Genomic DNA, 22857 nt, shown 5'->3' with positions numbered 1-22857 from the left:
ACGGCTGAAATAAAAGACGGCGACGGCTTCTCCGAGGGCGCCCCGAGCCAGTGGCCGGGCTATGCTTATCGAGTGGAATACCCTGATGGCCGGGGATGCGGTTGTCCGTGGCAGGGTGGTTCGCCGATGGGAGAGCAATGATGTTCAGGTTTTCCTCTTTGATGCTGGGGGCGGCTCTGTTGACCTTGCCTCCGGTTGAGCATGTATTGGCCGAGGGGGCAGACAGTGGTGATGCAGCCTTGATTGAGCGAGGCCGGTATCTGGTAAGAATCGCCGGCTGCAACGACTGCCATACCCCCGGTTATGCCCAGAGCGGGGGCCAGGTTCCGGAGCCGTTGTGGCTGACGGGGGACCAGCTTGGCTGGCACGGTGCCTGGGGCACCACTTATCCGACCAATCTGCGCCTCTATATGCAGGGTATTTCCGTTGACGAGTGGCTGCAGCAGGCAAGAACCCGGCAATTGCGTCCGCCGATGCCCTGGTTTGCTCTGCGCGACATGACGGAGGAGGATCTGCGGGCCATCTACAGCCTGGTCAGGCACCTGGGCCCGGCCGGTGAGCCGGTGCCTGCCTATGTGCCGCCCGAGCAGGAACCTGTCGGGCCTCTGGTGCGTTTTCCGCTCGGAAGCCAATAGGCCGGTTGACTCCGCCGACGGGAATGTGTTGTTCAAGGGCCTCGAAAGAGGCCTGTTTGTCGCGCCAGGCTGTTCCGGCTGCCCCAACAAAGGGGGGAGCCGGAGCGCATCAGCCTTCACTGCCCAGCTGTTTCATGATGTCATTGGCCGTGTCCTGCAAGGCCCGGATGGAGCGCTCCTGGACGCCCTCTCGCTTCATCATGGGATCGGAGCCGGACACATTGATGGCCGCGATCACCTCGCCACTGTAATTGCGGATCGGTACGGCGATGGCCGTGGAATAGTCCGAAAAGTGTATGCTCCAGCCCTGGGCCCGTTCCTGGGCGCACAGCTCGATCAGATCGGGAAGCGTCTGAGGGGCCGGTTCGGGATAGCCATCCAGCCGCTGTCCCTTGTACAACTCTTCAAGTTCGGTGGGCGACATGCCGATCAACAGGGCCCGGCCAATCGCCGTGGTATGGCAGGGAAAACGGGTGCCGACCGGCACATTGACAGAAAGGCGCTGCAAGGCGAGGGCCCTGAACACATAAATGACATCGGTCCCTTCACGAATCGCCAGGTGACTGGAAAGCGAGGTCCTGTCCCTGAGACGGGTAATATAGGGCGCGCATATCTCGACAACCTCCCGGCTGGCCAGGTAGCTGAACCCCCGGGAAACCACCTGAGAGCCGAGCTCATAGGTATTCTTGCCCACCTTGTTCAGATATCCCATGCTGGACAGGGTCTGGATGATGCGATACAGCGACGTGGCCGAGACCCCGAAGGCGTCGGCCATTTCCGACTGGGTCAGCCGGTGACAATCACTGCCGAACATTTCCAGTATTTTCAGGCCCTTTTGCAGGGCCGGGACGGTATAGTCTTTCTCACTCATGGATCACGCTCTCTGGTTTGCCTGTCGGTTCTGCTGGTTGCAGCGGGCTGCCCCGCCACATGGATACAGATAACCAATGGATTACGGCCGGCGCCATGCTCCCGTGCCGATGCTGCTCATCATAAGAATCCCCTCCCACAATCACAATATAATCCATGAATGAATTTAAAGTTTATATATAAACAAAACAAACCTTCCGTCATTCGCTTGTCCATCGCGTGATAAAGCGGCTACCTTAGATTTAAAAAATTCATATATGAATATTGATATTCAAATAAAAATCAAAAATAAGAAAATTTATAAATGAATGCTTTAGTTATTGCCATAGTGAAAAAATAATCATACTTTAAATAAAACCACTGAAAACCGACCATCATGCGACAAGGAATATTCATATATTGATTTTTATTTTATATATGAATAGTTATGAGCTGATAATTTTTGAGACTCCCGAGAGGTATCACCATGAGCGCCGAGCATTCAACCGCAGATCAATTCGTACTCAAGACCACCTGCAAGGCCAGCAGCGGCATCGTCGCTGCCGTCACCACCTTCCTGTCCGAGCGGGGCTGCTATATCAGCGAGCTGTCCCAGTTTGACGATCAGGACACCGGTAGCTTCTTTATGCGCGCGGTCTGTCACATTGAATCCGGCAAAAGCCAGCTGAGTGATATCCAGGGCGAGTTCAACACCATTGCCGAGCGGTTCGATATGGAATGGCAGATACACACGGTCGCCGTCCCGACCAAGGTACTGATCATGGTGAGCAAGTTCGACCACTGCCTGGACGACCTGCTCTACCGCCTGCGCAAGGGCGAGCTGAATATGGACGTGACCGCGATCGTGTCCAACCATCTGGACCTGCGCCCGATGGCGGAGCGCGAGGGCATCCGCTTTATCTACCTGCCGGTCAACAAGGAAAACAAGCGGGAACAGGAGCTGGCATTACTGGATGTCATCGAAGAGACCGGCACCGAGCTGGTGGTACTGGCCCGCTACATGCAGATCCTGTCCGACAACCTCTGTGCCCAGCTCAGCGGACGCGCCATCAATATCCACCACTCCTTCCTGCCGGGCTTCAAGGGCGCCAAACCCTACCACCAGGCTCATGACCGCGGCGTCAAGCTGATCGGCGCCACCGCGCACTATGTGACTGCCGATCTGGATGAAGGCCCCATCATAGAGCAGTCCGTGCAGCCGGTGGATCACACCTATTCCGCCGACGCCCTGGTCGCGGTCGGCCGGGATACCGAAACGGTCGCCCTGGCGCGTGCCGTCAAGCTGCATATCGAGCATCGTGTCTTCCTCGACGGCAACAAGACCGTCATTTTCAAGTAAGGGGGCAGACATGGGTCACATCATCAACGGTAAGCAGTTGTCTGCGGAGGTGCTGCAGCAGGTCGCCGCCGACGTGGCGGCGCTGAAGGCAGAGCTGGGCGTAACGCTCGGCCTGGCCGTGGTCCTGGTGGGGGACGATCCGGCCAGCCAGGTATACGTACGCAACAAGGTGCGTCAGGCGGGCGAAGCCGGTATTCGCTCCATCGAGCACCGCCTGCCCGCCGACACCTCCCAGGCCACCCTGAACGCCCTGGTGGACAGTCTGAACCATGATCCCAAGGTGCACGGCATCCTGGTCCAGTTGCCGCTGCCGGATCATCTGGATGAAGACGATATTATCGCCGCCATTAATCCCGACAAGGATGTGGATGGTTTCCATCCGCTCAACGTCGGTGCCCTGGCCGCGGCGCAGCCGGGGCTGGTTCCCTGCACGCCGCTGGGTTGCATGATCATGCTGCAACAGGCGCACGGTAACCTGAGCGGCAAGCATGCGGTGGTGATCGGGCGCTCCAACATTGTCGGCAAGCCGATGGCCGCCCTGCTGCTGCAGGCCAGCTGTACGGTCACCATCGCCCACTCCCGCACCCGGGATATCGCCGCCGTTTGTCGCGACGCCGATATTCTGGTGGCCGCGGTCGGCCGGCCCGAGCTGGTCAAGGCCGACTGGATCAAGCCGGGCGCCACCGTGATTGACGTAGGCATCAACGCCATCGAGCGGGACGGCAAGCGCAAGCTGGTCGGGGATGTCGACTTTGTCGATGTTGCACCTGTCGCCGGTGCCATTACCCCGGTGCCGGGCGGGGTGGGTCCCATGACCATCGCCTGCCTGATGAAAAATACGGTGACAGCCGCGCGCAAGCAGCTGTCTGACATCCAACCGGCTGTTGCAGTCGGTCAGTCCTGATCCCCGGAGGGCCCATGCCTTTCTCACTATTAAAGTACGGTCTGAAGAACGACTATCCGTTCGAGCAGGACGCCGACCTGCCGGTGCCATCCGAGCTGAAGTCAAGCTACGACGTCGTTATTATCGGCGCCGGTGGCCATGGGGTTGCGACCGCATACTACCTGGCCAAATATCACGGTATCACCAATGTCGCCGTGCTGGAAAAAGGCTACCTTGGGGGGGGAAATACGGCGCGTAACACCGCGGTTATCCGCTCCAACTACCTGACCTCCGAAGGTGTCAGGTTTTACAGCGAATCGGTAAAGCTGTTCAAGGAGCTCTCCAACGAGTTCGACTTCAACATCATGTATACCGAGCGGGGCCAGCTGACCCTGGCGCATACCGATGCCACCGTGCGGGCCTTCCGCCAGCGCGCCGAGGTCAACAAGCATTTCGGTGGTCGCACCGAGCTTATCGGCCCCCAGGAAATCAGGGAGCTGGTCCCGACCCTGAACATGAATCCGGCTCACATGCCGGTGCTGGCCGGCCTCTGGCACATGGACGGCGCCACCGCCCGTCACGATGCGGTGGCCTGGGGCTACGCCAAGGGCGCGACCCAGCGCGGCGTTGAGCTGCACCAGCTGACCGAAGTGACCGATATCATCGTCGAAAAGGGCCGGGTCACCGGGGTGAAAACCAATCGCGGCACCATCCAGTGTGGCTGCGCCATTCAGGCGGTGGCCGGTCACAGCTCGCTGATGGCGGCCAAGGCCGGTTTCCGTATGCCGATCACCACCTATCCGTTGCAGGCCATGGTCACCCAGCCGGTCAAGCCGTTCCTGGATCCGCTGGTCAGCTCTTCGGCGCTGCACTGCTATGTGCAGCAGACCAGCCGGGGCGAAATCGTCTTCGGCGGCGGCTCGGATCCTTACCCGCTGTACAACACCCGTTCCACCCTGGAGCTGAAGGAAAGCCTGCTGGCCCACGCCATCGAGATGTTTCCGTTTATGGCCAACCTGCGCCTGATGCGCCAGTGGGCCGGTATCACGGACATGACCTCCGACTACAGCCCCATCATGGGCCTGAGCCCGGTCGAGAACTACTACCTGGATGCGGGCTGGGGCACCTGGGGCTTCAAGGCCACGCCGATCTGCGGCAAAACCATGGCCGAACTGGTGGCCAGTGGCGGCAAGGTGCCGGCGCTGATCGCGCCGTTCGCCATGGACAGGTTCGATGTCTTCCGTCAGGTCAACGAGATGGGCGCTACGGCGGCCAGCCACTAATTCAGCTATCAGGCGAGGAGCAGCACAATGAAAATAATGCACTGTCCGCTGAACGGACCCCGCAATATCAGTGAGTTCGTGCACGGTGGCGAAGTTCGCGAAATGCCGGACCCGCTCACCTGCAGCGATCGCGAGTGGGCCGACTACGTCTTCTATTCCGACAACAAGGCCGGGGTGGTCACCGAATGGTGGCTGCACGCACCGTCCGGTTACTGGTTTATCGCCGAGCGTCATACGGTGACCGACGACATCCTGAAAACCTACGATCCGTCCGAGATATTCAACCAGCGCGTGGACTTTTCCTTTGCCGAGGAACCCGCTGCGGCGCCGAAGGAGGCGACAGCATGAACCATCGTCTTGATGCCCCCATGGGCCTGCTGATTGACCGCAACAAGCGTGTCAGCTTCAGCTTTGAAGGTAAGGATTACAGCGGCTTTGCCGGTGATTCCATCGCCAGTGCGCTGGCAGGCAACGGTCGCTGGCTGCTGTCGCGCTCGTTCAAGTATCATCGTCCGCGGGGTCCGCTGACCATGGCCGGACAGGACGCCAATACCCTGATCCAGCTGGACAAGGAGCCGAACGTACTGGCCGACCGGGAGCCGGCGACAGAGGCGCCCGGGTGTTCGGCCAGAATTACAACGGCTCGCTGGATAACGATCGGGATGCGGTGCTGGGACATTTCTCCCGCTTTATGCCGGTGGGTTTCTACTACCGCTCCTTCTACAAGGCGCCGCTGCTGAAGAACAGGGACACCTGGAAGATCTGGGAACCGACCATCCGCAAGAAGGCCGGGCTCGGGGTGCTGGATCTCGATTTCAAGCCGGAATACTACGACAAGGCCTACCTGTTCCACGATGTGGTGGTGGTGGGCGCCGGACCCGCGGGCCTGAGCGCGGCCCTGAAGGCGGCCGATGGCGGTGCGTCGGTATTGCTGGTCGAAGAGCAGCCGCTGCTGGGCGGCGCCCTGACCTACCACCGCTTCGATGCCGCAGGCCGGCAGGCCGATGAGCTGCGTGCCGAGCTGCTGGCCAGGGTAGCCGCCCACAACAATATCAAAGTACTGGTCGGTGCCGCCTGTAACGGCTGGTTTGCCGACAACTACCTGCCGGTGATCCAGGGCAAGCGCATGTACAAGGTGCGCGCCAAGGAATGTATCGTGGCTTCCGGTTCCTTCGAACAGCATGTGGTGTTCCGCAACAACGATCTGCCGGGCGTGATGATGGGCAGTGCTGCCACCCGCCTGATGAAGCTCTACGCGGTGAAGCCGGGCAAACGGGCCGTGGTACTGACCGGTAATGACGACGGCTACCTGACCGCACTGGAGCTGAATCAGCAGGGCGTCGAGGTGGCCGCCGTGGTCGATATGCGCGCGGCGCCGGAGGATGCGTCACTGGCGACGGCGGTTCAGGCCTGTGGCATCGAGATCATGCATGGCCACACCGTGTATGAAGCCATCCCGACCAGGGGTAACAAGCATGTGCGGGCCGTGGATGTGCGCCGCATCGTCAGTCGTGGCATCGTTGCCAGCGACCGCAACACCATCGCCTGTGATCTGGTCTGCATGTCGGCCGGTTACATGCCGGTCTACCAGTTGCTCTGCCAGGCCGGTGGCCAGCTGCGTTACGACGATAGTGCCGCCGAGTTCACCCTGAGCAAGCTGCCCAAGATCCTGCGCATCGCCGGCTCCGTCAATGGCATCCATGATCTGCAGGCGGTACTGGCGGATGGCGAGCGTGCGGCCATTGAATCACTACAGGCGCTGGGGATGACGGAAAACGCCTCTGTGCCGACCGTGGACTGCAAACGCAAGGTAAACTTTGACTGGCCGATCTTCACCCACCCCAAGGGCAAGGATTTCGTGGATTTTGACGAAGACCTGCAAGTCAGGGATATCGTGAATGCCACCCGCCTGGGTTACCGTGACGTACAGCTGGTCAAGCGTTTCTCCACCGTGGGCATGGGCCCCTCTCAGGGCCGTCACTCGGCATTGCCGACGGCGCGCCTGGTGGCGGATGCCACCGGCCGTACCGTGACCGAAACCGGTGTGACCACGGCCCGGCCCCCCTTCTCGCCCGAAAAGCTGGCCCATGTGGCCGGCAGGATCTTCGACCCCTACCGCCGTACTGCCATGCATCATTGCCATATCGAGCTGGGCGCGAAAATGATACCGGCAGGCAACTGGCAACGACCGGCGTTTTATGGTCAGGCCGAGGCCCGTGATGCCTGCATTCAGGCAGAAGCGAGCCAGGTCCGCAACAAGGTGGGCCTGATTGACGTCAGCACCCTGGGCGGCATAGAGCTGCGCGGCCCGGATGCCGCCGAGTTCATGAACCGGATTTACACCTTTGCCTTCCTCAAGCAGCCGGTCGGCAAGACCCGCTATGCGGTGCTGACCAACGAACAGGGCGTGGTGATTGATGATGGCGTCGCCTGTCGCATCGCAGAAAATCACTTCTATGTGACCGCCACCACCGGTGGTGTGGAGCGGGTCTATCGCGAGATGATGAAGTGGAATGCCCAGTGGCGCCTGGATCTGGATATTGCCAACGTCACCTCGGCATTTGCCGCGGTCAACCTGGCCGGCCCCGACGCCCGCAAGGTACTGGAAAAGCTGACCACAGATATCGACTTGAGTCCGGAAGGCTTCCCGTACCTGGCCTACCGCGAAGGCCGTGTTGCCTCTATCCCGGCGCGTCTTCTGCGGGTGGGCTTTGTCGGCGAGCTGGGCTACGAGATCCATGTGCCCTCCAGTCAGGGCGAGGCGCTGTGGGATGCGCTGATGGAAGCCGGCAAGGAATTCGATATCCGCCCGTTCGGTGTTGAAACCCAGCGCCTGCTGCGCCTGGAAAAAGGCCATATCATCGTCAGTCAGGACACCGATGGCATGAGCCACCCGGGTGAACTGTCACTGGATTGGGCGGTAAACCGCAAGAAACCCTTCTTCGTTGGCCGCCGTTCGGTGGATATTCTGATGGCGCAGCCACAGACCCGCAAACTGGTCGGCTTCAGGCTGCCTCGGGGTACCCGCAAGCCGGAAGAAGGGCACCTGGTACTGAACGGAGCCGACATCAGCGGTAACGTGACCTCCTGCGAGTTCTCTGCCTCCGTGGATGCGATCGTCGGCCTGGCCTACGTCGGTGCGGATCAGGGCACTGTTGGCGGACGCTTCCCGATCCGCGTGGATGGTGGCGAGCTTGTCCACGCCGAAGTGGTGGCACTGCCCTTCTTCGACCCAGAAAACAAACGTCAGGAGCTGTGATGATGACCTCGACCACCCCGGAAGCATTGAACAAGCGCAGTTTTGTTTACCGTAAAATGACCGGCGCCACCTTCAGCCCTGTCGCGGGCGGCGCCATTGCCCTTGATGTGCTCAGCGACCGCAAGCAGGCCGAACGCGCCGGCTTGCTGGATTTGTCGGTACTGTCCCGCCGCGGTTTTCGTGGCACCAAGGCGGTGATGCACCTCGAAGCGCTTCAGCTGCCGGTGCCCATCAAGCCCAACCTGGCCAGCACCACCGAGAACGGTGAGCTGGTGCTGAGGCTGAGTCAAAAAGAGTTTTGGGTGCTGGGCTCCCTGCAGGACAAGGGCGCCAGTATCGATACCCTGGATCAATGCACCCTGCCTGCCGACAACTGTTATTCGCTGTTTTGTCAGGACAGCCATGCCTGGCTGATGCTGACCGGTGCACACCTGCCCGAGATCATGGCTAAAGTGTGTGGCGTCGATCTGCGCGAACATGGCTTCCCCCAGGGGGCCATCGCGCAGACCTCGGCTGCACGCATCAATGTTATCGTGATCCATCATCAGCTCAAGGGGATTCCCTGCTTTTCCATCCTCTGCGACAGCGCCGCCGCAGAGTACCTGTGGGACTGCCTGATGGATGCCATGGGCGAGTTTGGCGGCAAGGCCATAGGAATATCCGCCCTGGTTGAATAAGCACCAGACAAGATTGAAACGGCCCGTGTCTGTCTTCAGGCGCGGGCATTTCATCTACATCAATGTTCTGGGAAAGCGCTAAAAGCGTGGTTACTTTTTGTGGAACACTACAGATGAGGGGCTGACCACCGCTCGTTATGGAACACCTCAGCTAGATCTGAAGGACAAGCAACAGATTATAGAGGCATTGGATTACGGCATCGATCACTCAGGCATATCTTGGCCACGGTATCACCGGTGCTTTTTGCAATGAGGTGTGGCAGGGAGATGATGTCTCTAAATTGAGCGTATTCCTCGGCATTTGGGAAACTGAGAGCACCCCCAGAACTCCTGGCCTGCATTGGCACCGCGACGGGCCTTACGCTTCACCATGGAGGATGAACAGCTAGGACATCTTACTACTGGGGTTGTCGTGGATGGCGGGACTTTCGCGGTATGCTGGGAAGCCTTCAGTGCGCCTTCTGCCAGAGATATTTTCGCGTGAAGCAGCATATCATCCAGTGCTTTACCATCGAGTAGGCTGATGCGTTTATCTCTGGCAAACGCCTCGGCCTCTTCGGTAAAGTTCCCGGAAGTGACTACAAAGCCTCCTTCTACTCCAGCGCCAGCGATAACACCATACAGTTCACGCACCACGGAAACACCCACGCTCTTCGCCTTCCAGTGCTTGCACTGGACGAAGAAGGTCTGTCCATCTTTTTTCAGGTGAACATCTACACCACCGTCAGCGCCTTCCTCTCCACCATCTATGACTCGATAACCTTGCTGCCGGAACGCTTGTCCTACCAGCAGTTCAAACTGTTGCCAGCTCATATCATCGGTTGGTTTGGTTGTTGCTCTGGTTCTTGTCTGGTGAATGGAGGTGGAAACATACTTCTGAGCCAAGTTACGCCCTCTAAACGCCTTAAGAGCCGAGACTCCCGCACCAAAGACGAAGATCATGGGTATCAGATACTGCATTGCCGACAGCAGTGGGTGGAGCATTAATCCGGTCAGATTGGCAGGCACATTGGAGCCAGGCACATTTTCTAACTGAAAGGGGCGGTCGGCATAATGGTGAAGAACCAGATAGCTGATGAGTGCCAGGATAAGACTGACCCAGTAGGGCAGTTTTGCTGCGATATCGATCATATCCTCAGCGGCGGACTGACGGCGTTTCCTTGCCATATCCATACTCTGTAGTAATCAATTGAAACCCAGTGTAGCAGGTTGGTGGATAGCTGCTACCTGGCACTGGAACTTATATTGAGGTGGTTTCATTTAGGTATAAGCATCAGAGGATACTGAGGACTATCACTGAAGAGTTCCAGACGACAACATGCCAGTGATGGAAAACCGAAGGAGATACAGTAGAGTATAGTGTGAGGCTTAGCACTTCTGTCGTTGCACAGGGGTGACAGTTAAGGGATTTTTTGCAGTAATTCAGGTTTTGCTAACGTAACGTAATCTGTTGATTACCCAACAAAAAGGCCCCTTGCGGGGCCTTTCCAATCGATTGGTGGAGCTGGCGGGATTTGAACCCGCGTCCGAAATACCTACGTCGTCGGTACTACATGCTTAGTCAGTCATTGAATTCGCCACCTGCTGCGGACAGACACGCCACAGAATGACTAGCCTAAATTAGTTTTAACGCTTCCACCGTCAGGCTCGATTTCCACGCGATTCTGTGAAGTATGACCTTCCAATTCCCTAAGTCACAGACAAGCTAGGGCAGAAGGGCTCTACCAGGTTATTAAGCTGCTAGTGCGTAGTTTTCGTCGTTTGCGACTATTTTTTTGCGATTTTTTTACGAGGCCTATCGCACCTCGGCATGCACCTAGGAGTTCGAGAATCTCGTCGAATCCAGAATCAGCCCCAAGTAAGTTTATGATATGGCAATTCAGGCCCAACCACAAGGGTTAACGATTTTTATGCTTCATCATGCGATCTTTTTCGCGCTTCCAGTCCCGCTCTTTGAGGTCCTGACGCTTGTCATGACTCTTTTTGCCTTTTACCAGGCCGATTTCGATTTTTACCCAGGACTTGGACCAGTACAGTGCCAGGGGAACAATCGTATAGCCGTCGCGTTCTATCTTGCCGGTCAGGCGATCCAGTTCGCGCCGCTTCAGCAACAGTTTGCGTGAGCGCATGGGGTCACAGACTACGTGAGTAGAGGCAACGTTAAGCGGCGTAATGGTGGCGGCAAACAAGAAGGCTTCACCATTGCGGATGAAGACGTAAGAATCGGCAATGTTGGCCTTGCCGGCCCGCATGGCTTTTACTTCCCACCCTTGTAGTTCAAGCCCGGCTTCGAGTTTTTCTTCTACAAAATATTCGTGCCTTGCCTTTTTGTTAAGGGCAATGGTGCTGGAACCGGCTTTTTTCTTGGCGTTGTTTTTTGTCATAGTGCATCCATTATACGGGGCCGTTCAGGGCTTTGGAATTGTCGGTAGAGCAACCGCCGTTTTTTTGTACGGCCGTAACGGTGAGCCCGGCCGGGATTGATGTTAAAATCGGGCCGTTCTGCTGCCAGGAGAGGTTATGCCCAGTATTACCCGCAGTGCGCTGGTGATGTTCAGCGCGAAACAGATGTATGAGTTGGTAAACGATGTGGATTCATATCCTCAGTTTTTACCCGGATGTGTGGCCAGTCGTATTGTATCCGAGTCGGACACTTCTATCACCGCGGCCCTTGAAGTGGCCAAGGCGGGCATTCGCAAGACCTTTACCACTCGTAATGTGCTTGATCCTCATCAGCATATCAGTATGGAGCTGGTGGATGGCCCGTTCAAGTCCCTTAGTGGCGGCTGGACCTTCACTTCACTGGACGTTGATGCCTGTAAAGTCGAGCTGAAGCTGCATTTCGAGTTTACTTCCCGGCTGGTGGAACTGGCCTTCGGCGGTGTGTTCAAAGAACTGGCCAATGCATGGTACATGCATTCAGCGAGCGGGCAAGAGAGGTGTATGGTCGTGAATCTTATTCGGGTTGAAGTGGTGTACGCGCTGCCACAACAGCAGACGGTGCTGAGCATGAAAGTGGCGGCCAGTGATACAGTCAGGCAGGTGATAGAGCAGTGCGGTATTCTGCAGCAACACCCCGACATTGACCTGGAGACCAATATGGTAGGGGTCTTCGGGCGACAGGTAAAACTGGAGCAGTCACTGCACGAGGGTGATCGAATCGAGATCTACCGGCTTGCTGGCGGATCCCAAGGAAATCCGGCGGCGACGGGCCGAACAGGCCAAGGAAGAGGGGCGAGCCGACAAGGTTACCGGCGGTCGTCCCGACCCGAAACGAGCCAAAAAGTAATATTATCCAGAGATCTGATACTGACCGGCCCCGCGTTTTTTGGCTGCTTTTATTGCGGGGCGGGCAGCGATTAAAGGCCCTGCTCGAAGGCTTCAGGGGCTGAGTAGTCACCGGTGATGGAGACCAGCGCATTGTTGGTGAAGTTCAGGATCAGCTGTTTCTGTTCCACTTCGCCCCGTCCGGGCTTGAAGTAATAAAGATAAACCCAGCGGTCAGAGTTGAATCCGTCCAGACTCATGGGGTTACCCAGCAGAAAGCGCACTTGCTCCGGGCTCATGCCCCGACGCAACTGGGAAACCTGTTTTTCTTCGATATAGTTGCCCTGGGGAATGTCCACCTTGTAAACCAGGCCGCAACCGGCCAGAGGAAGAGTTAAAAATAAAGGTAAAATCAAGGTTTTGAGTTGCATGGCTGCATTATATCCTGTGTGACTTGAGGGGCATGATAGCCGCTGCGGCTGGGCTTGTAAAAGCCGGCACCGCCTCAATATTTTCGCGGCAAGCATCTAGACCCGTTAATGCTCGATAGGTTCAGCGGGGTGGGTGATGGTCATCCGTGGGTTGCTGGCCTATTATCTTCGTTTTCAATACTAGCTTTCGGGAGTCAGCCAATGGCAAAGCATGTTTTTCACCTGGGGATAACCGATGAGGATCTGCAAGGCGCGACGCTGGCCATTATTCCGGGAGATCCGGAACGGGTGCAGCGTATTGCTTCACAACTGGCAGATGCTCGCCACCTGGCCAGCAAGCGGGAATTTACCTCCTGGTTGGGTGAACTGGACGGTAAGCCGGTGGTGGTTTGCTCCACCGGTATTGGGGGACCTTCCACTTCCATTGCGGTGGAAGAGTTGGCTCAGCTGGGAGTGAAGACCTTCTTGCGCATCGGTACTACAGGCGCAATTCAAAGTCATATTCAGGTCGGCGACATGATAGTGACTCAAGGCTCGGTACGACTGGACGGCGCCAGCAGCCACTTCGCACCCATGGAGTTCCCGGCGGTGGCCGATTTTGATTGTACCTGTGCACTGGTCGATTCCGCCCGGGATCTTGGCCTTCAGCCCCATGTGGGGATTACCGCCTCGTCTGATACCTTCTACCCCGGTCAGGAGCGTTACGACACCCAGTCGGCCCGGGTGCTGCGGAAATTTCAGGGCAGTATGAAGGAGTGGCAGGGGATGGGGGTGCTGAACTACGAGATGGAGTCCGCTACTCTGTTTACCATGTGCGCCAGTCAGGGACTGAAGGCAGGGTGTGTCGCCGGGGTCATCGTCAACCGTACTCAGCAGGAGATACCCGACGAGGTCACCATGCAGCAGGCCGAGCAACAGGCGATTGATATCGTCATCGGCGCGGCGCGGCGCCTAGTTTAGTACAGCTTCACGTTCAAATCGCCCGGTGTAAACCGGGCTTGCAATCTATACGCCTCACGTTTGTTTAATCGACCAGCAGTTCCCGGGCATTGGCCAGGGTGTTGGCAGTGATTTTGTTGCCGCCCAGCAAGCGGGCCAGCTCCTGCAGGCGGCTGTGTTCGTCCAGCTCCTGCATCCGGGTCTGGGTATCGTTGTCGGCGCTGTCTTTGCTCACAAAATAATGCTGGTGGCCATTGCCGGCGACCTGAGGCAGGTGGGTGATCACCAGCACCTGGGTGGAATCGCCCAACTGTCGCAGCAATTTGCCGACCACGGCCGCGGTCGGGCCACTGACCCCTACATCCACCTCGTCGAAGATCAGGGTCGGGGTCTCGACCTTCTGGGCGGTAATCACCTGAATGGCCAGGCTGATACGCGACAGTTCACCGCCCGATGCCACCCGGGCCAGCGGACTCATGGGCTGGCCCGGGTTGGTGCTGACCAGAAACTCGACCCGGTCGATGCCCAACGGGGAATAGCCGCCGTCGTTATCGGCGGTCACGGTGATCTCGAAGCGACCGTGCTCCATGCTCAGCTGATGCAGGCTCTGGGTTATTTGCTGATTCAGTGACTGGGCATAGCGCTGCCGGCTCTGACTGAGGCGTTCGGCTGCCTGCAGAAACTGCTCTTTGGCCTGCTCGACTTCTTTATCGAGCTCCAGCAGGCGGCTGTCGTTATGATCCATCTCTGCCAGTTGGGTCGTGATCTCCTGGTGAAAGTCGTGTAGCGCTGCCGGCTGCACATGGTGCTTGCGTGCCAGCTCCATCACCGTGCCGAGTCGTGATTCCACTTCATGCAGCCGCTCCGGGTCCAGTTCCAGCCGGTCCAGGTAACGGCTTAGCTCGCCGTGACCTTCTTCCAGCTGGATCAGGCTGCTTTCTATCATCTCCTGCACCGGGCTGAGCCGGTTGTCCATCTGGGCGAGATCGATGAGTACCTTCAGCCCCTGGCGTAACAGTTGCAGCGCGTTGGTTTCTTCACCATCGGCCAGTACATTCAGTGCCAGCTGACAGTCGTTGAGCAGTTCGGCACCATTGGCCAGGCGTTTGTGTTCGGCTTCCAGGATGGGAAATTCATCTCCGGCCAGGGCCAGTTCGTCGAGTTCGGCCACCTGGTATTCCAGCAACTGGCGCTGGGCCTGCCACTGGGCCTGTTCGCCCTGCAGTTGCTTGCGCTCGTTACTGAGCTGGCGCCATTGCTGATAATGGGTGCTGACCTGTTGCATTAGCTGGTGGTGACCGGCATAGGCATCGAGCAGGCCGCGCTGGTAGTCGGATTTTTGCAGTTCCTGGTGGGCGTGCTGACCATGTATGTTGATCAACAGGGCTCCGAGGGCCTTGAGTTGCGACAAGGGGACAGGAGTGCCGTTGATATAACCGCGTGAGCGACCTTCCCGGCTCAGGGTACGGCGCAGAATGCACTCATCCTGTTCATCCAGCTCCTGTTCGCTGAGCCAGGCTTTGACTCTGGGCAGTTTTTCGATGCGAAAGCGGGCGCTGATGTCGGCCTTGTCGGCACCGGGGCGAACCGAGTCGGCGTCGGCCCTTTCGCCCAGCGCCAGGGCGAGGGCGTCGATGGCGATGGATTTACCGGCGCCGGTTTCGCCGGTAATGCTGGTCATGCCCGGACGTAAATCCAGCTCAAGAAAGGAAACAATGGCAAAATTGCTGATGGTGAGCTGAAGCAACATGGTGGAACCCCTGCACAAAATAATGCTGTATAGAGATACAGTATACTGTGATTTTGTACAGTTCAAGTTGTTCGTGAGGGGTGAGCAGAGATTTCACCCCTCGGGTGATCAGAACAGTTTGCTGCCCCAACCCAGTTTGCTGCGCAGTACCTCGAAGTAGTTATGGCCACGGGGGTGGAGCAGCTTCAGTTTATAGGGGCTCTTGCTGATATGAATTTCGTCGCCAGGCTGCACCGACAGGGAAACGTGACCGTCGCAGCTGATCAGCATCTGCTCGGTCTTGTTGTTGGGTGACAGTACCACTTTGACCTGGGAGTCGGCATCGATCACGATGGGACGACAACTCAGGGTATGGGGAAACATCGGTACCAGGGTGATGGCGTTGAGGTTGGGGGTCAGGATAGGCCCGCCGGCGGACAGGGAATAGGCGGTGGAGCCGGTGGGAGTGGCCACTATCATGCCATCGGCGCGCTGGCTGTACATGAAATGTCCGTTGATATATACCTCGAACTCGATCATGTGGGCGATTTTGCCCGGGTGCAGCACCGCTTCGTTCATGGCGGTATTGCTGGCCTTGAGCTGGCCGTGGCGATGCACCTGGGCTTCCAGCAAGAAGCGATGCTCGGCCTGGTAGTCACCGGCCAGCAGACGCCCCAGCGGTTGTTCGAAGCTGTCCGGTGACAAGTCGGTCAGAAAGCCGAGATTGCCCCGGTTGACACCCACTACGGCGACATCGAAACGGGCCAGCACCCGGGCGGCCCCCAGCATGTTACCGTCTCCGCCGACCACAATCGCCAGATCGGCCCGTTCGCCCAGCTCGACCATTTCCAGCAGTTCGGCCTGATCCAGGCGCAGCTGTTCGCCCACGCGGCGTTCGATCACCACCTTCAGGCCCATGCCGGCCAGGTAATGATAGAGGGCCACCAGAGTCTGGTTGGCACCTTCGTGATCGGGCTTGCCGATAAGAGCTATGGTATTGAAGTCGGTTTCCATCGATGTATTGACCTGGCTGAATAGGCAAGACGGCCATGTATTCCCTGACCGCGTAATTTCTCCATTCTAAATAACCCACCCACTTAGTGCTACACGCGGGTTGGTTATCGTAAAAATATCCTCTTGAAATCTGATCAGCAGCCCCCATATAAGCTCACAGCTGGTAAACATATACGGGAGACAACATGAGCAGCAAACACCATCAGGTTGACGCAGAGCAAGCCGCCGAGCAGGAGCCGCTGACGGCAGACACCGAAGCAAGTGCCGGCACCGAGCCGACCCAACCGGATGCGGCTTATGTAGCCGGGCTGGAGCAACAGCTGGCCGATGCCACCGCCAGCGCCCAGGCCGAAAAAGACAATGCCTTGCGCGCCCTGGCCGAAATGGAAAACCTTCGTCGCCGGGCGGCACAGGATGTAGAGAAGGCGCAGAAGTTCGCGCTGGAAAAATTTGCCGGCGAACTGCTGCCGGTGATCGACAGCCTGGAGCGGGCGCTGGAGCATACCGATAAGGAAACTGATGCTTTTCAGGCGGTCTATGAAGGCGTCGGGCTGACCCTGAAGTCGCTGCTGAGCACGGTGGAAAAGTTTGGCGTGCTGCCTATCGATCCCCAGGGAGAAGCCTTCGATCCGAACAAGCACCAGGCCATGAGCATGGTTGAAAGCGCCGAGGTGGCCCCCAACTCGGTACTGGCGGTGATGATGAAAGGCTATGAGCTGAATGGCCGGGTACTGCGCCCCGCCATGGTGATGGTGTCCAAGGGACCCGCCATCGATACGCAGGCCTGAACACCGGTTTTTGTCTAAAAAAATGTGATGCGTGTCTTGAAAGCCGTTAATGGCAACCACATATAGGCACTAAAGCAAAACACCAAACGCTTACGATTGAATTCAAGATATTGAGAGAGGATTTTATGGGTAGAATCATCGGCATTGATCTGGGTACCACCAACTCTTGTGTTGCTATCCTGGACGGGGATACCCCGCGGGTAATAGAAAACGCCGAGGGTACTCGTACTACTCCCTCCATCATCGCCTATACCGATGACGGTGAGACCCTGGTAGGTCAGCCCGCCAAACGTCAGGCGGTGACCAACCCGCACAACACCCTGTTTGCCATCAAGCGTCTGATCGGCCGTCGCTTCGAAGATGAAGAAGTACAGCGTGACATCAAGATCATGCCGTTCAAAATCATCAATTCCGACAACGGTGATGCCTGGGTTCAAGCTAAAGACAAGAAAATGGCGCCGCCGCAGATTTCTGCCGAAGTACTGAAAAAGATGAAGAAAACCGCCGAAGACTATCTGGGTGAAGCGGTGACCGAAGCGGTTATTACCGTTCCTGCCTACTTCAACGATGCCCAGCGCCAGGCCACCAAGGATGCCGGCCGTATCGCCGGTCTGGACGTCAAGCGGATCATCAACGAACCGACTGCAGCTGCCTTCGCCTATGGCGTGAACAAGGCGCAGGGTGACCGCAAGGTCGCGGTATACGATCTGGGCGGTGGTACCTTCGATATCTCCATCATCGAAATCGATGACATGGATGGCGAAAAAACCTTCGAAGTACTGGCGACCAACGGTGATACCCACCTGGGTGGCGAAGACTTCGACAACCGCCTGATCACCTATCTGGTGGAAGAGTTCAAGCGCGAGCAGAGCTTTGACCTGCGCAACGACATGCTGGCGCTGCAGCGTCTGAAAGAAGCGGCCGAAAAAGCCAAGTGCGAGCTGTCTTCTGCCCAGCAGACCGAAGTGAACCTGCCCTACATCACCGCCGATGCTTCTGGTCCCAAGCACCTGAACATCAAGCTGACCCGCGCCAAGCTGGAGTCACTGGTAGAAGACATGGTCAAGAAGTCACTGGATCCGGTACGCACCGCACTGAAAGATGCCGGTCTGTCCGTGTCCGATATCGACGATGTGATTCTGGTGGGTGGTCAGACCCGTATGCCGCTGGTGCAGAAGGCCGTTAGTGATTTCTTCGGTCAGGAACCGCGTAAAGACGTAAACCCGGATGAAGCCGTGGCCGTGGGTGCCGCCATTCAGGGTGCCGTGCTGTCCGGTGACAAGAAAGACGTACTGCTGCTGGACGTAACCCCGCTGTCGCTGGGTATCGAAACCATGGGCGGCGTGATGACCGCGCTGATCGAGAAGAACACCACCATTCCGACCAAGAAGTCCCAGGTGTTCTCTACCGCCGACGACAACCAGTCTGCCGTGACCATTCACGTGCTGCAGGGTGAGCGCAAGCGCTCCGGCGACAACAAGTCGCTGGGCCAGTTCAACCTGGAAGGTATTCGTCCGGCACCGCGCGGCCTGCCGCAGATCGAAGTGACCTTCGACATCGATGCCGACGGCATCCTGCACGTGTCTGCCAAAGACAAGGATACCGGCAAAGAGCAGAAGATCACCATTCAGGCCTCTTCCGGTCTGAGCGAGGAAGAGATCGAAGCCATGGTACGTGCCGCCGAAGCCAATGCTGCCGACGACAAGAAGTTCGAGGAGCTGGTACAGGCACGTAACCAGGCCGATGGCCTGGTACACGCCACCCGCAAGCAGCTGGAAGAAGCCGGTGATGCCCTGGCCGCCGACGACAAGAGCGCCATCGAGTCTGCCCTGAGCGCACTGGAAACGGCGGTTCGCGGTGAAGACAAGGCCGAGATCGAAGCCAAGCAGCAGGCGCTGATGGAAGTATCCCAGAAGTTGATGGAAGTGGCTCAGGCCAAGGCGCAGGCCGACGCGTCTGATGCCGGTGCCCAGCCGCAGGACGCTTCCGGCAAGGCCGACGACGATGTGGTCGACGCCGAGTTCGAAGAAGTCAAAGACGACAAGAAGTAAGCTAAACCCAGCGTATTGACGCTGCCAGTGGCGGGCGTTGGGATTCCAACGCCCGCCTTTGTGTGAACAGGACTCAGGTAAGCAATCAGCCTATGTCGAAACGAGATTATTATGAAGTGCTCGGGGTCTCCAAGGGAGCCGACGAGCGCGAGATAAAAAAAGCCTACAAGCGGATGGCGATGAAATATCATCCCGACCGCAACAAGGAAGATGCCGACGCCGGTGACAAGTTCAAGGAAGCCACCGAGGCTTACGAAGTGCTGACCGATGCCCAGAAGCGGGCTGCCTACGACCAGTTTGGTCACGAGGGCGTTAATGGCCAGCAAGGCGGTCACGGCTTTGGTGGTGGCGGTGCCGACTTCGGTGATATTTTTGGCGACGTGTTCGGTGATATCTTCGGTGGCGGTCAGCGTCGTCAGCAGCGTGCGGCTCGTGGGGCCGACTTGCGCTACAACATGGAGCTGACTCTGGAAGAGGCCGTGCGGGGCGTGTCCAAAGAGATCAAGGTACCGACCCTGGTAGGCTGTGATGTCTGTGACGGCAGTGGTGCCAAAGCCGGCACCCAGGCCAAGACCTGTCAGACCTGTCATGGTCATGGCCAGGTGCAGATGCGTCAGGGCTTCTTTACCGTGCAGCAGCCTTGTCCCCAGTGTCGGGGCAAGGGCAAGATCATCACGGATCCCTGCCACAAGTGTCATGGCGAAGGTCGTTACCAGAAAACCAAGACGCTGTCGGTCAAGATCCCGGCCGGCGTGGACACCGGTGACCGCATCCGTTTGTCCGGAGAAGGCGAGGCGGGTGAAGCCGGTGCCCCGGCGGGCGATCTCTATGTGCAGATGCACGTGCGCGAGCATGATATTTTCGTGCGCGACGGCAATAATCTCTATTGTGAGGTGCCGATCGGCTTTACTTCCGCCGCCCTGGGCGGAGAAGTGGAAGTGCCGACGCTGGATGGCCGGGTCAAACTCAAGATCCCGGCAGAAACCCAGACCGGCCGCATGTTCCGCCTCAAGGGCAAAGGGGTTCGCTCGGCCCGTAGCGGTCAGATGGGTGATCTGGTGTGCAAGATCTATATCGAGACGCCGGTCAGCCTGACCGAAGAACAAAAAGAGCTGTTACGTCAGCTGGAAGACTCCTGCGGTGGCCTGGCTGCCAAGAAGCACAGACCCAAGACGGAAGGTTTTTTCGAAGGGGTGAAACGCTTCTTCGATGATTTGACCCGTTAAGTCGGCTGTATTAGTCTGAACAGCTCGATAAAGCTGTCTCGGCGGCTGAACGGAATTTATGATGCGAGCCCCATGCCGGTGTCCGGCGGGGCTCTTGTTGTTTTATTGTCTAAAGGAACCGGGTTTCCACTATGAAACAAACACCGATGACCATCCGCGGTGCGCAGAAACTGCGTGAAGAACTGGACCACCTGAAGTCCGTACTGCGCCCGCAAATAATCGCAGCCATTGCCGATGCCCGTGAACACGGTGATCTGAAGGAAAATGCCGAGTATCATGCCGCGCGTGAACAGCAGGGTTTCTGCGAGGGACGTATCCAGGAGATTGAGGCCAAGCTGTCCAATGCCCAGATCATCGATATCACCAAGATGCCGAACAATGGCAAGGTGATCTTCGGGGCCACCGTTGATTTGTTCAAGGTGGATGACGAAAAAGAACTTACCTATCGTATCGTGGGCGATGACGAGTCGGACATCAAAGCCAACATGATCTCGGTGAACTCTCCCATTGCCCGTGCGCTGATCGGCAAGGAAGTGGATGATGTTGCGGTAGTCAAGACGCCGGCCGGCGAAGTCGAGTACGAAATCATCAAGGTCCATTACCTGTAATCGGGCTCGGCTCTCAGCACACCTGGCCATGGCGGCCGAATACCGGGGCAGGAACTATGGTTCCTGCCCTTTGTTGATCTGCTCCAGAAAGCCTCTGAATACAAAATCCGACAAGGTTCTCGAGTCGGCCATGGACAGCTCGAACCGTACCGCGGTCAGCCAGAATTGCAGGCCCTTGTGTTGTCGTACCAGCCTGAGTTGAAGGGTTAGTTCCTGATCCTGCCCCAGCCTTAACGTTACCCTCTTGTTTGAATGCAGCCCGAACAGCGAACGGCGTGACAACAAGCGCATGCCATTGGTGGACAGATCCCGGATTTCTGCGGCCAGCGGCCGCCCGTTGGGCTGAACGAGTTGCAGATGCTGCGGGTTGGGCAGACGCCAGGCACGAGGGTGGCCGGTGTTGGTGATTATGCTGGGAGAGCTGAGTTCTGCCTGCTCCTGGCTGGCAACGGGGTGTTTCAATGCCACAGGAAAGATGAGTTTGATATCTCCGAGCTCCAGTTTCAGCTCGAGCCTGGTGGCTTGATCCAGCAGCGGGCCGATGCTGGCATCGAGAACCAGCGGCAGATTGAGCTGCGCCTGGGGCTCGTCCTGTCGGCAGAGCTCGTTGAGTAGTGCCAGTTCTTCGTCAGTCAGGTAGGGGTGGCTGGGCATGGCAATCACATATTGGAAATATATGATTAATCATAGCGCCATCGCTGCAGATCAAGAGGACAGGGGGGAGGGAAATAACGCCGGGTTCATCCTTGCCGTGCTACCGTCATCAGGTTCGGTGCAACGACGGGGCTGAATGCCCGGCCTCTGATGCTAAATCAGGCTTTGGGCAGAGAGATTTTCTTCTGCTCGCTGGCGCGATACAGGGTCAGCATGTGGCCTATGGTCTGTACCTTGACCGCACCGGACTCACGCACGATGGCGTCCATGATCAGTGATTTGACTTCCCTGTCTTCGGCGGCAACCTTGACCTTGATCAGTTCATGAAAATTGAGGGCCAGATCGATTTCGGCCAGTACGCCTTCGGTCAGGCCATGCTGGCCAAGCAATACCACCGGTTTCAGGCTATGGGCCAGTCCTTTGAGGTATTGTCTTTGCTTATTAGTCAGGGTCATTGCAAAATGCTTCAGTTAAATAGGTTGAAAGGGGGCTATTGTACCCCCATCTAAGCTTCAATGGTAATAGCAGAGCGATAATTTAATGACGAAGAAAAAACGCTCGGCCAGCTCGACGCGCTGGCTCAAAGAGCATTTTGACGATAAGTATGTACAACAGGCGCAAAAAAAAAGGCCTGCGCTCGCGAGCTGTATTTAAACTGGAAGAATTACAAGGGCGTGATCGTCTGCTCAGACAGGGCATGACGGTGGTGGATCTTGGGGCGGCGCCAGGCGGCTGGAGTCAGTATTCGGTCGAACAGGTCGGCTTGAAGGGCAAGGTGATTGCCTGTGACCTGCTGGCGATGGATCCCATCGCCGGGGTCGATTTCCTGCAAGGTGATTTTCGTGACGAGGCGGTACTGAATGCGCTGCTGGAGCGGGTAGGGGACGACAAGGTCGATGTACTGCTGTCGGACATGGCGCCGAACATGAGCGGTACACCCGAAGTCGACCAGCCCCGGTCGATGTATCTGGTGGAGCTGGCACTGGATATGTGCCGCCAGGTGCTGGCACCCAAGGGTAGCTTTGTTGTAAAAGTGTTTCAGGGAGCCGGTTTCGATGAATTCTTGTTGGAAGTTCGCCGGTCTTTCAGTGCAGTAAAAGTGAGAAAGCCCGATTCATCGCGGCCTCGTTCTCGAGAAGTCTACATTGTGGCTACAGGTTTTAAACTGTAGTACTCTGTCAAAGTCATAAACTGTCAGCCGGTG

21 protein-coding genes, 1 other RNA gene and 3 pseudogenes are annotated in these 22857 nt (G+C 57.5%); 16 read left to right on the top strand and 9 right to left on the bottom strand.

The genetic code is table 11. From position 1 onward, the window contains the following. Window positions 1-137: 137 nt before the first annotated feature. A complete protein-coding gene (locus tag BFR47_RS11705) occupies window positions 138-635 on the top strand; it encodes a hypothetical protein (protein WP_217645541.1) in 498 nt (165 codons plus the stop codon). Between the two features lie 109 nt (window positions 636-744). Here the strand turns inward: BFR47_RS11705 and BFR47_RS11700 are convergent, their stop codons facing one another. After that, a complete protein-coding gene (locus tag BFR47_RS11700) occupies window positions 745-1506 on the bottom strand; it encodes an IclR family transcriptional regulator (RefSeq protein ID WP_071473238.1) in 762 nt (253 codons plus the stop codon). Between the two features lie 465 nt (window positions 1507-1971). Between BFR47_RS11700 and purU the strand changes: the two genes are divergently transcribed. From purU to BFR47_RS11670, 7 genes are read left to right on the top strand one after another with little or no spacing between them, the layout of a single operon-like run. Continuing rightward, window positions 1972-2844 carry a formyltetrahydrofolate deformylase gene (gene purU / locus BFR47_RS11695; RefSeq protein WP_071473237.1) on the top strand — a complete coding sequence of 291 codons (873 nt, stop codon included), beginning with the start codon at window positions 1972-1974 and terminating at the stop codon, window positions 2842-2844. Between the two features lie 10 nt (window positions 2845-2854). Then, a complete protein-coding gene (folD, locus tag BFR47_RS11690; protein ID WP_071473236.1) occupies window positions 2855-3748 on the top strand; it encodes a bifunctional methylenetetrahydrofolate dehydrogenase/methenyltetrahydrofolate cyclohydrolase FolD in 894 nt (297 codons plus the stop codon). 14 nt (window positions 3749-3762) lie between these two features. Next, window positions 3763-5010: an FAD-dependent oxidoreductase gene (locus BFR47_RS11685; RefSeq protein ID WP_071473235.1), complete on the top strand. Its 1248-nt coding sequence runs from the start codon at window positions 3763-3765 to the stop codon at window positions 5008-5010. Window positions 5011-5037: 27 nt separating this feature from the next. Further along, a complete protein-coding gene (locus BFR47_RS11680; protein WP_071473234.1) occupies window positions 5038-5358 on the top strand; it encodes a sarcosine oxidase subunit delta in 321 nt (106 codons plus the stop codon). Continuing rightward, on the top strand, window positions 5355-5750 hold the full coding sequence (locus tag BFR47_RS18700) for a (2Fe-2S)-binding protein (protein WP_245748907.1): 396 nt from the start codon (window positions 5355-5357) through the stop codon (window positions 5748-5750). The genes BFR47_RS11680 and BFR47_RS18700 overlap by 4 nt, the downstream gene beginning before the upstream one ends. Continuing rightward, the gene (locus BFR47_RS11675) at window positions 5702-8269 is read left to right on the top strand and encodes an FAD-dependent oxidoreductase (RefSeq protein WP_245748918.1); all 2568 of its coding nucleotides are present in this window, start codon (window positions 5702-5704) and stop codon (window positions 8267-8269) included. The genes BFR47_RS18700 and BFR47_RS11675 overlap by 49 nt, the downstream gene beginning before the upstream one ends. Beyond that, window positions 8269-8946, top strand: a complete 678-nt coding sequence (locus BFR47_RS11670) for an aminomethyltransferase family protein (RefSeq protein WP_217645539.1) — start codon at window positions 8269-8271, stop codon at window positions 8944-8946. Before BFR47_RS11675 ends, BFR47_RS11670 begins: the two co-directional genes overlap by 1 nt. 276 nt (window positions 8947-9222) lie before the next feature. On the opposite strand, the gene BFR47_RS11665 is transcribed toward BFR47_RS11670, so the two are convergent. From BFR47_RS11665 to smpB, 3 genes are all read right to left on the bottom strand, one after another. Beyond that, window positions 9223-10113: a restriction endonuclease gene (locus BFR47_RS11665; RefSeq protein ID WP_071473394.1), complete on the bottom strand. Its 891-nt coding sequence runs from the start codon at window positions 10111-10113 to the stop codon at window positions 9223-9225. Between the two features lie 329 nt (window positions 10114-10442). After that, window positions 10443-10802, bottom strand: a transfer-messenger RNA (tmRNA) gene (ssrA, locus tag BFR47_RS11660). Between the two features lie 42 nt (window positions 10803-10844). Then, complete coding sequence (gene smpB / locus BFR47_RS11655; RefSeq protein WP_071473233.1) at window positions 10845-11330, bottom strand: SsrA-binding protein SmpB; 486 nt, start codon at window positions 11328-11330, stop codon at window positions 10845-10847. A gap of 136 nt (window positions 11331-11466) precedes the next feature. On the opposite strand from smpB, the pseudogene BFR47_RS19310 reads away from it, so the two are divergent. After that, window positions 11467-11915 (top strand): annotated as a pseudogene (locus BFR47_RS19310) (SRPBCC family protein). Further along, window positions 11890-12235 (top strand): annotated as a pseudogene (locus tag BFR47_RS11645) (RnfH family protein). The pseudogenes BFR47_RS19310 and BFR47_RS11645 overlap by 26 nt, the downstream one beginning before the upstream one ends. A 70-nt stretch (window positions 12236-12305) precedes the next feature. Here the strand turns inward: BFR47_RS11645 and BFR47_RS11640 are convergent. Then, window positions 12306-12644: an outer membrane protein assembly factor BamE gene (locus BFR47_RS11640; RefSeq protein ID WP_071473231.1), complete on the bottom strand. Its 339-nt coding sequence runs from the start codon at window positions 12642-12644 to the stop codon at window positions 12306-12308. Window positions 12645-12845: 201 nt separating this feature from the next. Here BFR47_RS11640 and udp point away from each other — a divergent pair, with 201 nt between their 5' ends. Further along, complete coding sequence (udp, locus tag BFR47_RS11635) at window positions 12846-13604, top strand: uridine phosphorylase (protein WP_071473230.1); 759 nt, start codon at window positions 12846-12848, stop codon at window positions 13602-13604. A gap of 64 nt (window positions 13605-13668) precedes the next feature. On the opposite strand, the gene recN is transcribed toward udp, so the two are convergent. Then, a complete protein-coding gene (gene recN / locus BFR47_RS11630) occupies window positions 13669-15333 on the bottom strand; it encodes a DNA repair protein RecN (protein ID WP_071473229.1) in 1665 nt (554 codons plus the stop codon). A gap of 108 nt (window positions 15334-15441) precedes the next feature. Beyond that, the gene (gene nadK, locus BFR47_RS11625) at window positions 15442-16326 is read right to left on the bottom strand and encodes an NAD(+) kinase (RefSeq protein WP_071473228.1); all 885 of its coding nucleotides are present in this window, start codon (window positions 16324-16326) and stop codon (window positions 15442-15444) included. Between the two features lie 185 nt (window positions 16327-16511). Between nadK and grpE the strand changes: the two genes are divergently transcribed. The 4 genes from grpE (at window position 16512) to greA (ending at window position 20999) form a co-directional block, all read left to right on the top strand. Continuing rightward, window positions 16512-17114, top strand: a complete 603-nt coding sequence (grpE, locus tag BFR47_RS11620; RefSeq protein WP_071473227.1) for a nucleotide exchange factor GrpE — start codon at window positions 16512-16514, stop codon at window positions 17112-17114. Window positions 17115-17239: 125 nt separating this feature from the next. Then, entirely contained in the window at window positions 17240-19165 is a 1926-nt protein-coding gene (gene dnaK / locus BFR47_RS11615; protein WP_071473226.1) for a molecular chaperone DnaK, read from the top strand. A 92-nt stretch (window positions 19166-19257) separates the two neighbouring features. Further along, window positions 19258-20391, top strand: coding sequence for a molecular chaperone DnaJ (gene dnaJ / locus BFR47_RS11610; RefSeq protein WP_071473225.1), 1134 nt, complete (start codon window positions 19258-19260; stop codon window positions 20389-20391). A gap of 131 nt (window positions 20392-20522) precedes the next feature. Next, window positions 20523-20999: a transcription elongation factor GreA gene (gene greA, locus BFR47_RS11605; protein WP_071473224.1), complete on the top strand. Its 477-nt coding sequence runs from the start codon at window positions 20523-20525 to the stop codon at window positions 20997-20999. A gap of 54 nt (window positions 21000-21053) precedes the next feature. Here the strand turns inward: greA and BFR47_RS11600 are convergent, their stop codons facing one another. Further along, entirely contained in the window at window positions 21054-21653 is a 600-nt protein-coding gene (locus BFR47_RS11600; RefSeq protein WP_139215168.1) for a PilZ domain-containing protein, read from the bottom strand. A gap of 158 nt (window positions 21654-21811) precedes the next feature. Then, window positions 21812-22108: a ribosome assembly RNA-binding protein YhbY gene (gene yhbY, locus BFR47_RS11595; RefSeq protein ID WP_071473222.1), complete on the bottom strand. Its 297-nt coding sequence runs from the start codon at window positions 22106-22108 to the stop codon at window positions 21812-21814. Window positions 22109-22193: 85 nt separating this feature from the next. Between yhbY and rlmE the strand changes: the two are divergent. Then, window positions 22194-22824, top strand: a pseudogene (gene rlmE / locus BFR47_RS11590) (23S rRNA (uridine(2552)-2'-O)-methyltransferase RlmE). The last annotated feature ends 33 nt before the right edge of the window (window positions 22825-22857 follow it).

Origin of the sequence: Oceanisphaera psychrotolerans, assembly GCF_001870485.1 — a bacterium.
GTDB lineage: Bacteria > Pseudomonadota > Gammaproteobacteria > Enterobacterales > Aeromonadaceae > Oceanimonas > Oceanimonas psychrotolerans.
This window is presented reverse-complemented; position numbering and strand designations above follow the sequence as displayed.

Excerpts from the sequence above, each read along its gene's own strand:
- dnaK (WP_071473226.1), top strand. The coding sequence starts at position 17,240 with ATGGGTAGAATCATCGGCATTGATCTGGGTACCACCAACTCTTGTGTT.
- recN (WP_071473229.1), bottom strand. The coding sequence starts at position 15,333 with ATGTTGCTTCAGCTCACCATCAGCAATTTTGCCATTGTTTCCTTTCTT.
- BFR47_RS11685 (WP_071473235.1), top strand. The coding sequence starts at position 3,763 with ATGCCTTTCTCACTATTAAAGTACGGTCTGAAGAACGACTATCCGTTC.
- grpE (WP_071473227.1), top strand. The coding sequence starts at position 16,512 with ATGAGCAGCAAACACCATCAGGTTGACGCAGAGCAAGCCGCCGAGCAG.
- BFR47_RS18700 (WP_245748907.1), top strand. The coding sequence starts at position 5,355 with ATGAACCATCGTCTTGATGCCCCCATGGGCCTGCTGATTGACCGCAAC.
- BFR47_RS11640 (WP_071473231.1), bottom strand. The coding sequence starts at position 12,644 with ATGCAACTCAAAACCTTGATTTTACCTTTATTTTTAACTCTTCCTCTG.
- purU (WP_071473237.1), top strand. The coding sequence starts at position 1,972 with ATGAGCGCCGAGCATTCAACCGCAGATCAATTCGTACTCAAGACCACC.
- BFR47_RS11670 (WP_217645539.1), top strand. The coding sequence starts at position 8,269 with ATGATGACCTCGACCACCCCGGAAGCATTGAACAAGCGCAGTTTTGTT.
- BFR47_RS11680 (WP_071473234.1), top strand. The coding sequence starts at position 5,038 with ATGAAAATAATGCACTGTCCGCTGAACGGACCCCGCAATATCAGTGAG.
- dnaJ (WP_071473225.1), top strand. The coding sequence starts at position 19,258 with ATGTCGAAACGAGATTATTATGAAGTGCTCGGGGTCTCCAAGGGAGCC.
- BFR47_RS11705 (WP_217645541.1), top strand. The coding sequence starts at position 138 with ATGATGTTCAGGTTTTCCTCTTTGATGCTGGGGGCGGCTCTGTTGACC.
- greA (WP_071473224.1), top strand. The coding sequence starts at position 20,523 with ATGAAACAAACACCGATGACCATCCGCGGTGCGCAGAAACTGCGTGAA.
- folD (WP_071473236.1), top strand. The coding sequence starts at position 2,855 with ATGGGTCACATCATCAACGGTAAGCAGTTGTCTGCGGAGGTGCTGCAG.
- BFR47_RS11675 (WP_245748918.1), top strand. The coding sequence starts at position 5,702 with ATGCCGGTGGGTTTCTACTACCGCTCCTTCTACAAGGCGCCGCTGCTG.
- yhbY (WP_071473222.1), bottom strand. The coding sequence starts at position 22,108 with ATGACCCTGACTAATAAGCAAAGACAATACCTCAAAGGACTGGCCCAT.
- nadK (WP_071473228.1), bottom strand. The coding sequence starts at position 16,326 with ATGGAAACCGACTTCAATACCATAGCTCTTATCGGCAAGCCCGATCAC.
- BFR47_RS11700 (WP_071473238.1), bottom strand. The coding sequence starts at position 1,506 with ATGAGTGAGAAAGACTATACCGTCCCGGCCCTGCAAAAGGGCCTGAAA.
- smpB (WP_071473233.1), bottom strand. The coding sequence starts at position 11,330 with ATGACAAAAAACAACGCCAAGAAAAAAGCCGGTTCCAGCACCATTGCC.
- BFR47_RS11600 (WP_139215168.1), bottom strand. The coding sequence starts at position 21,653 with ATGCCCAGCCACCCCTACCTGACTGACGAAGAACTGGCACTACTCAAC.
- udp (WP_071473230.1), top strand. The coding sequence starts at position 12,846 with ATGGCAAAGCATGTTTTTCACCTGGGGATAACCGATGAGGATCTGCAA.
- BFR47_RS11665 (WP_071473394.1), bottom strand. The coding sequence starts at position 10,113 with ATGGCAAGGAAACGCCGTCAGTCCGCCGCTGAGGATATGATCGATATC.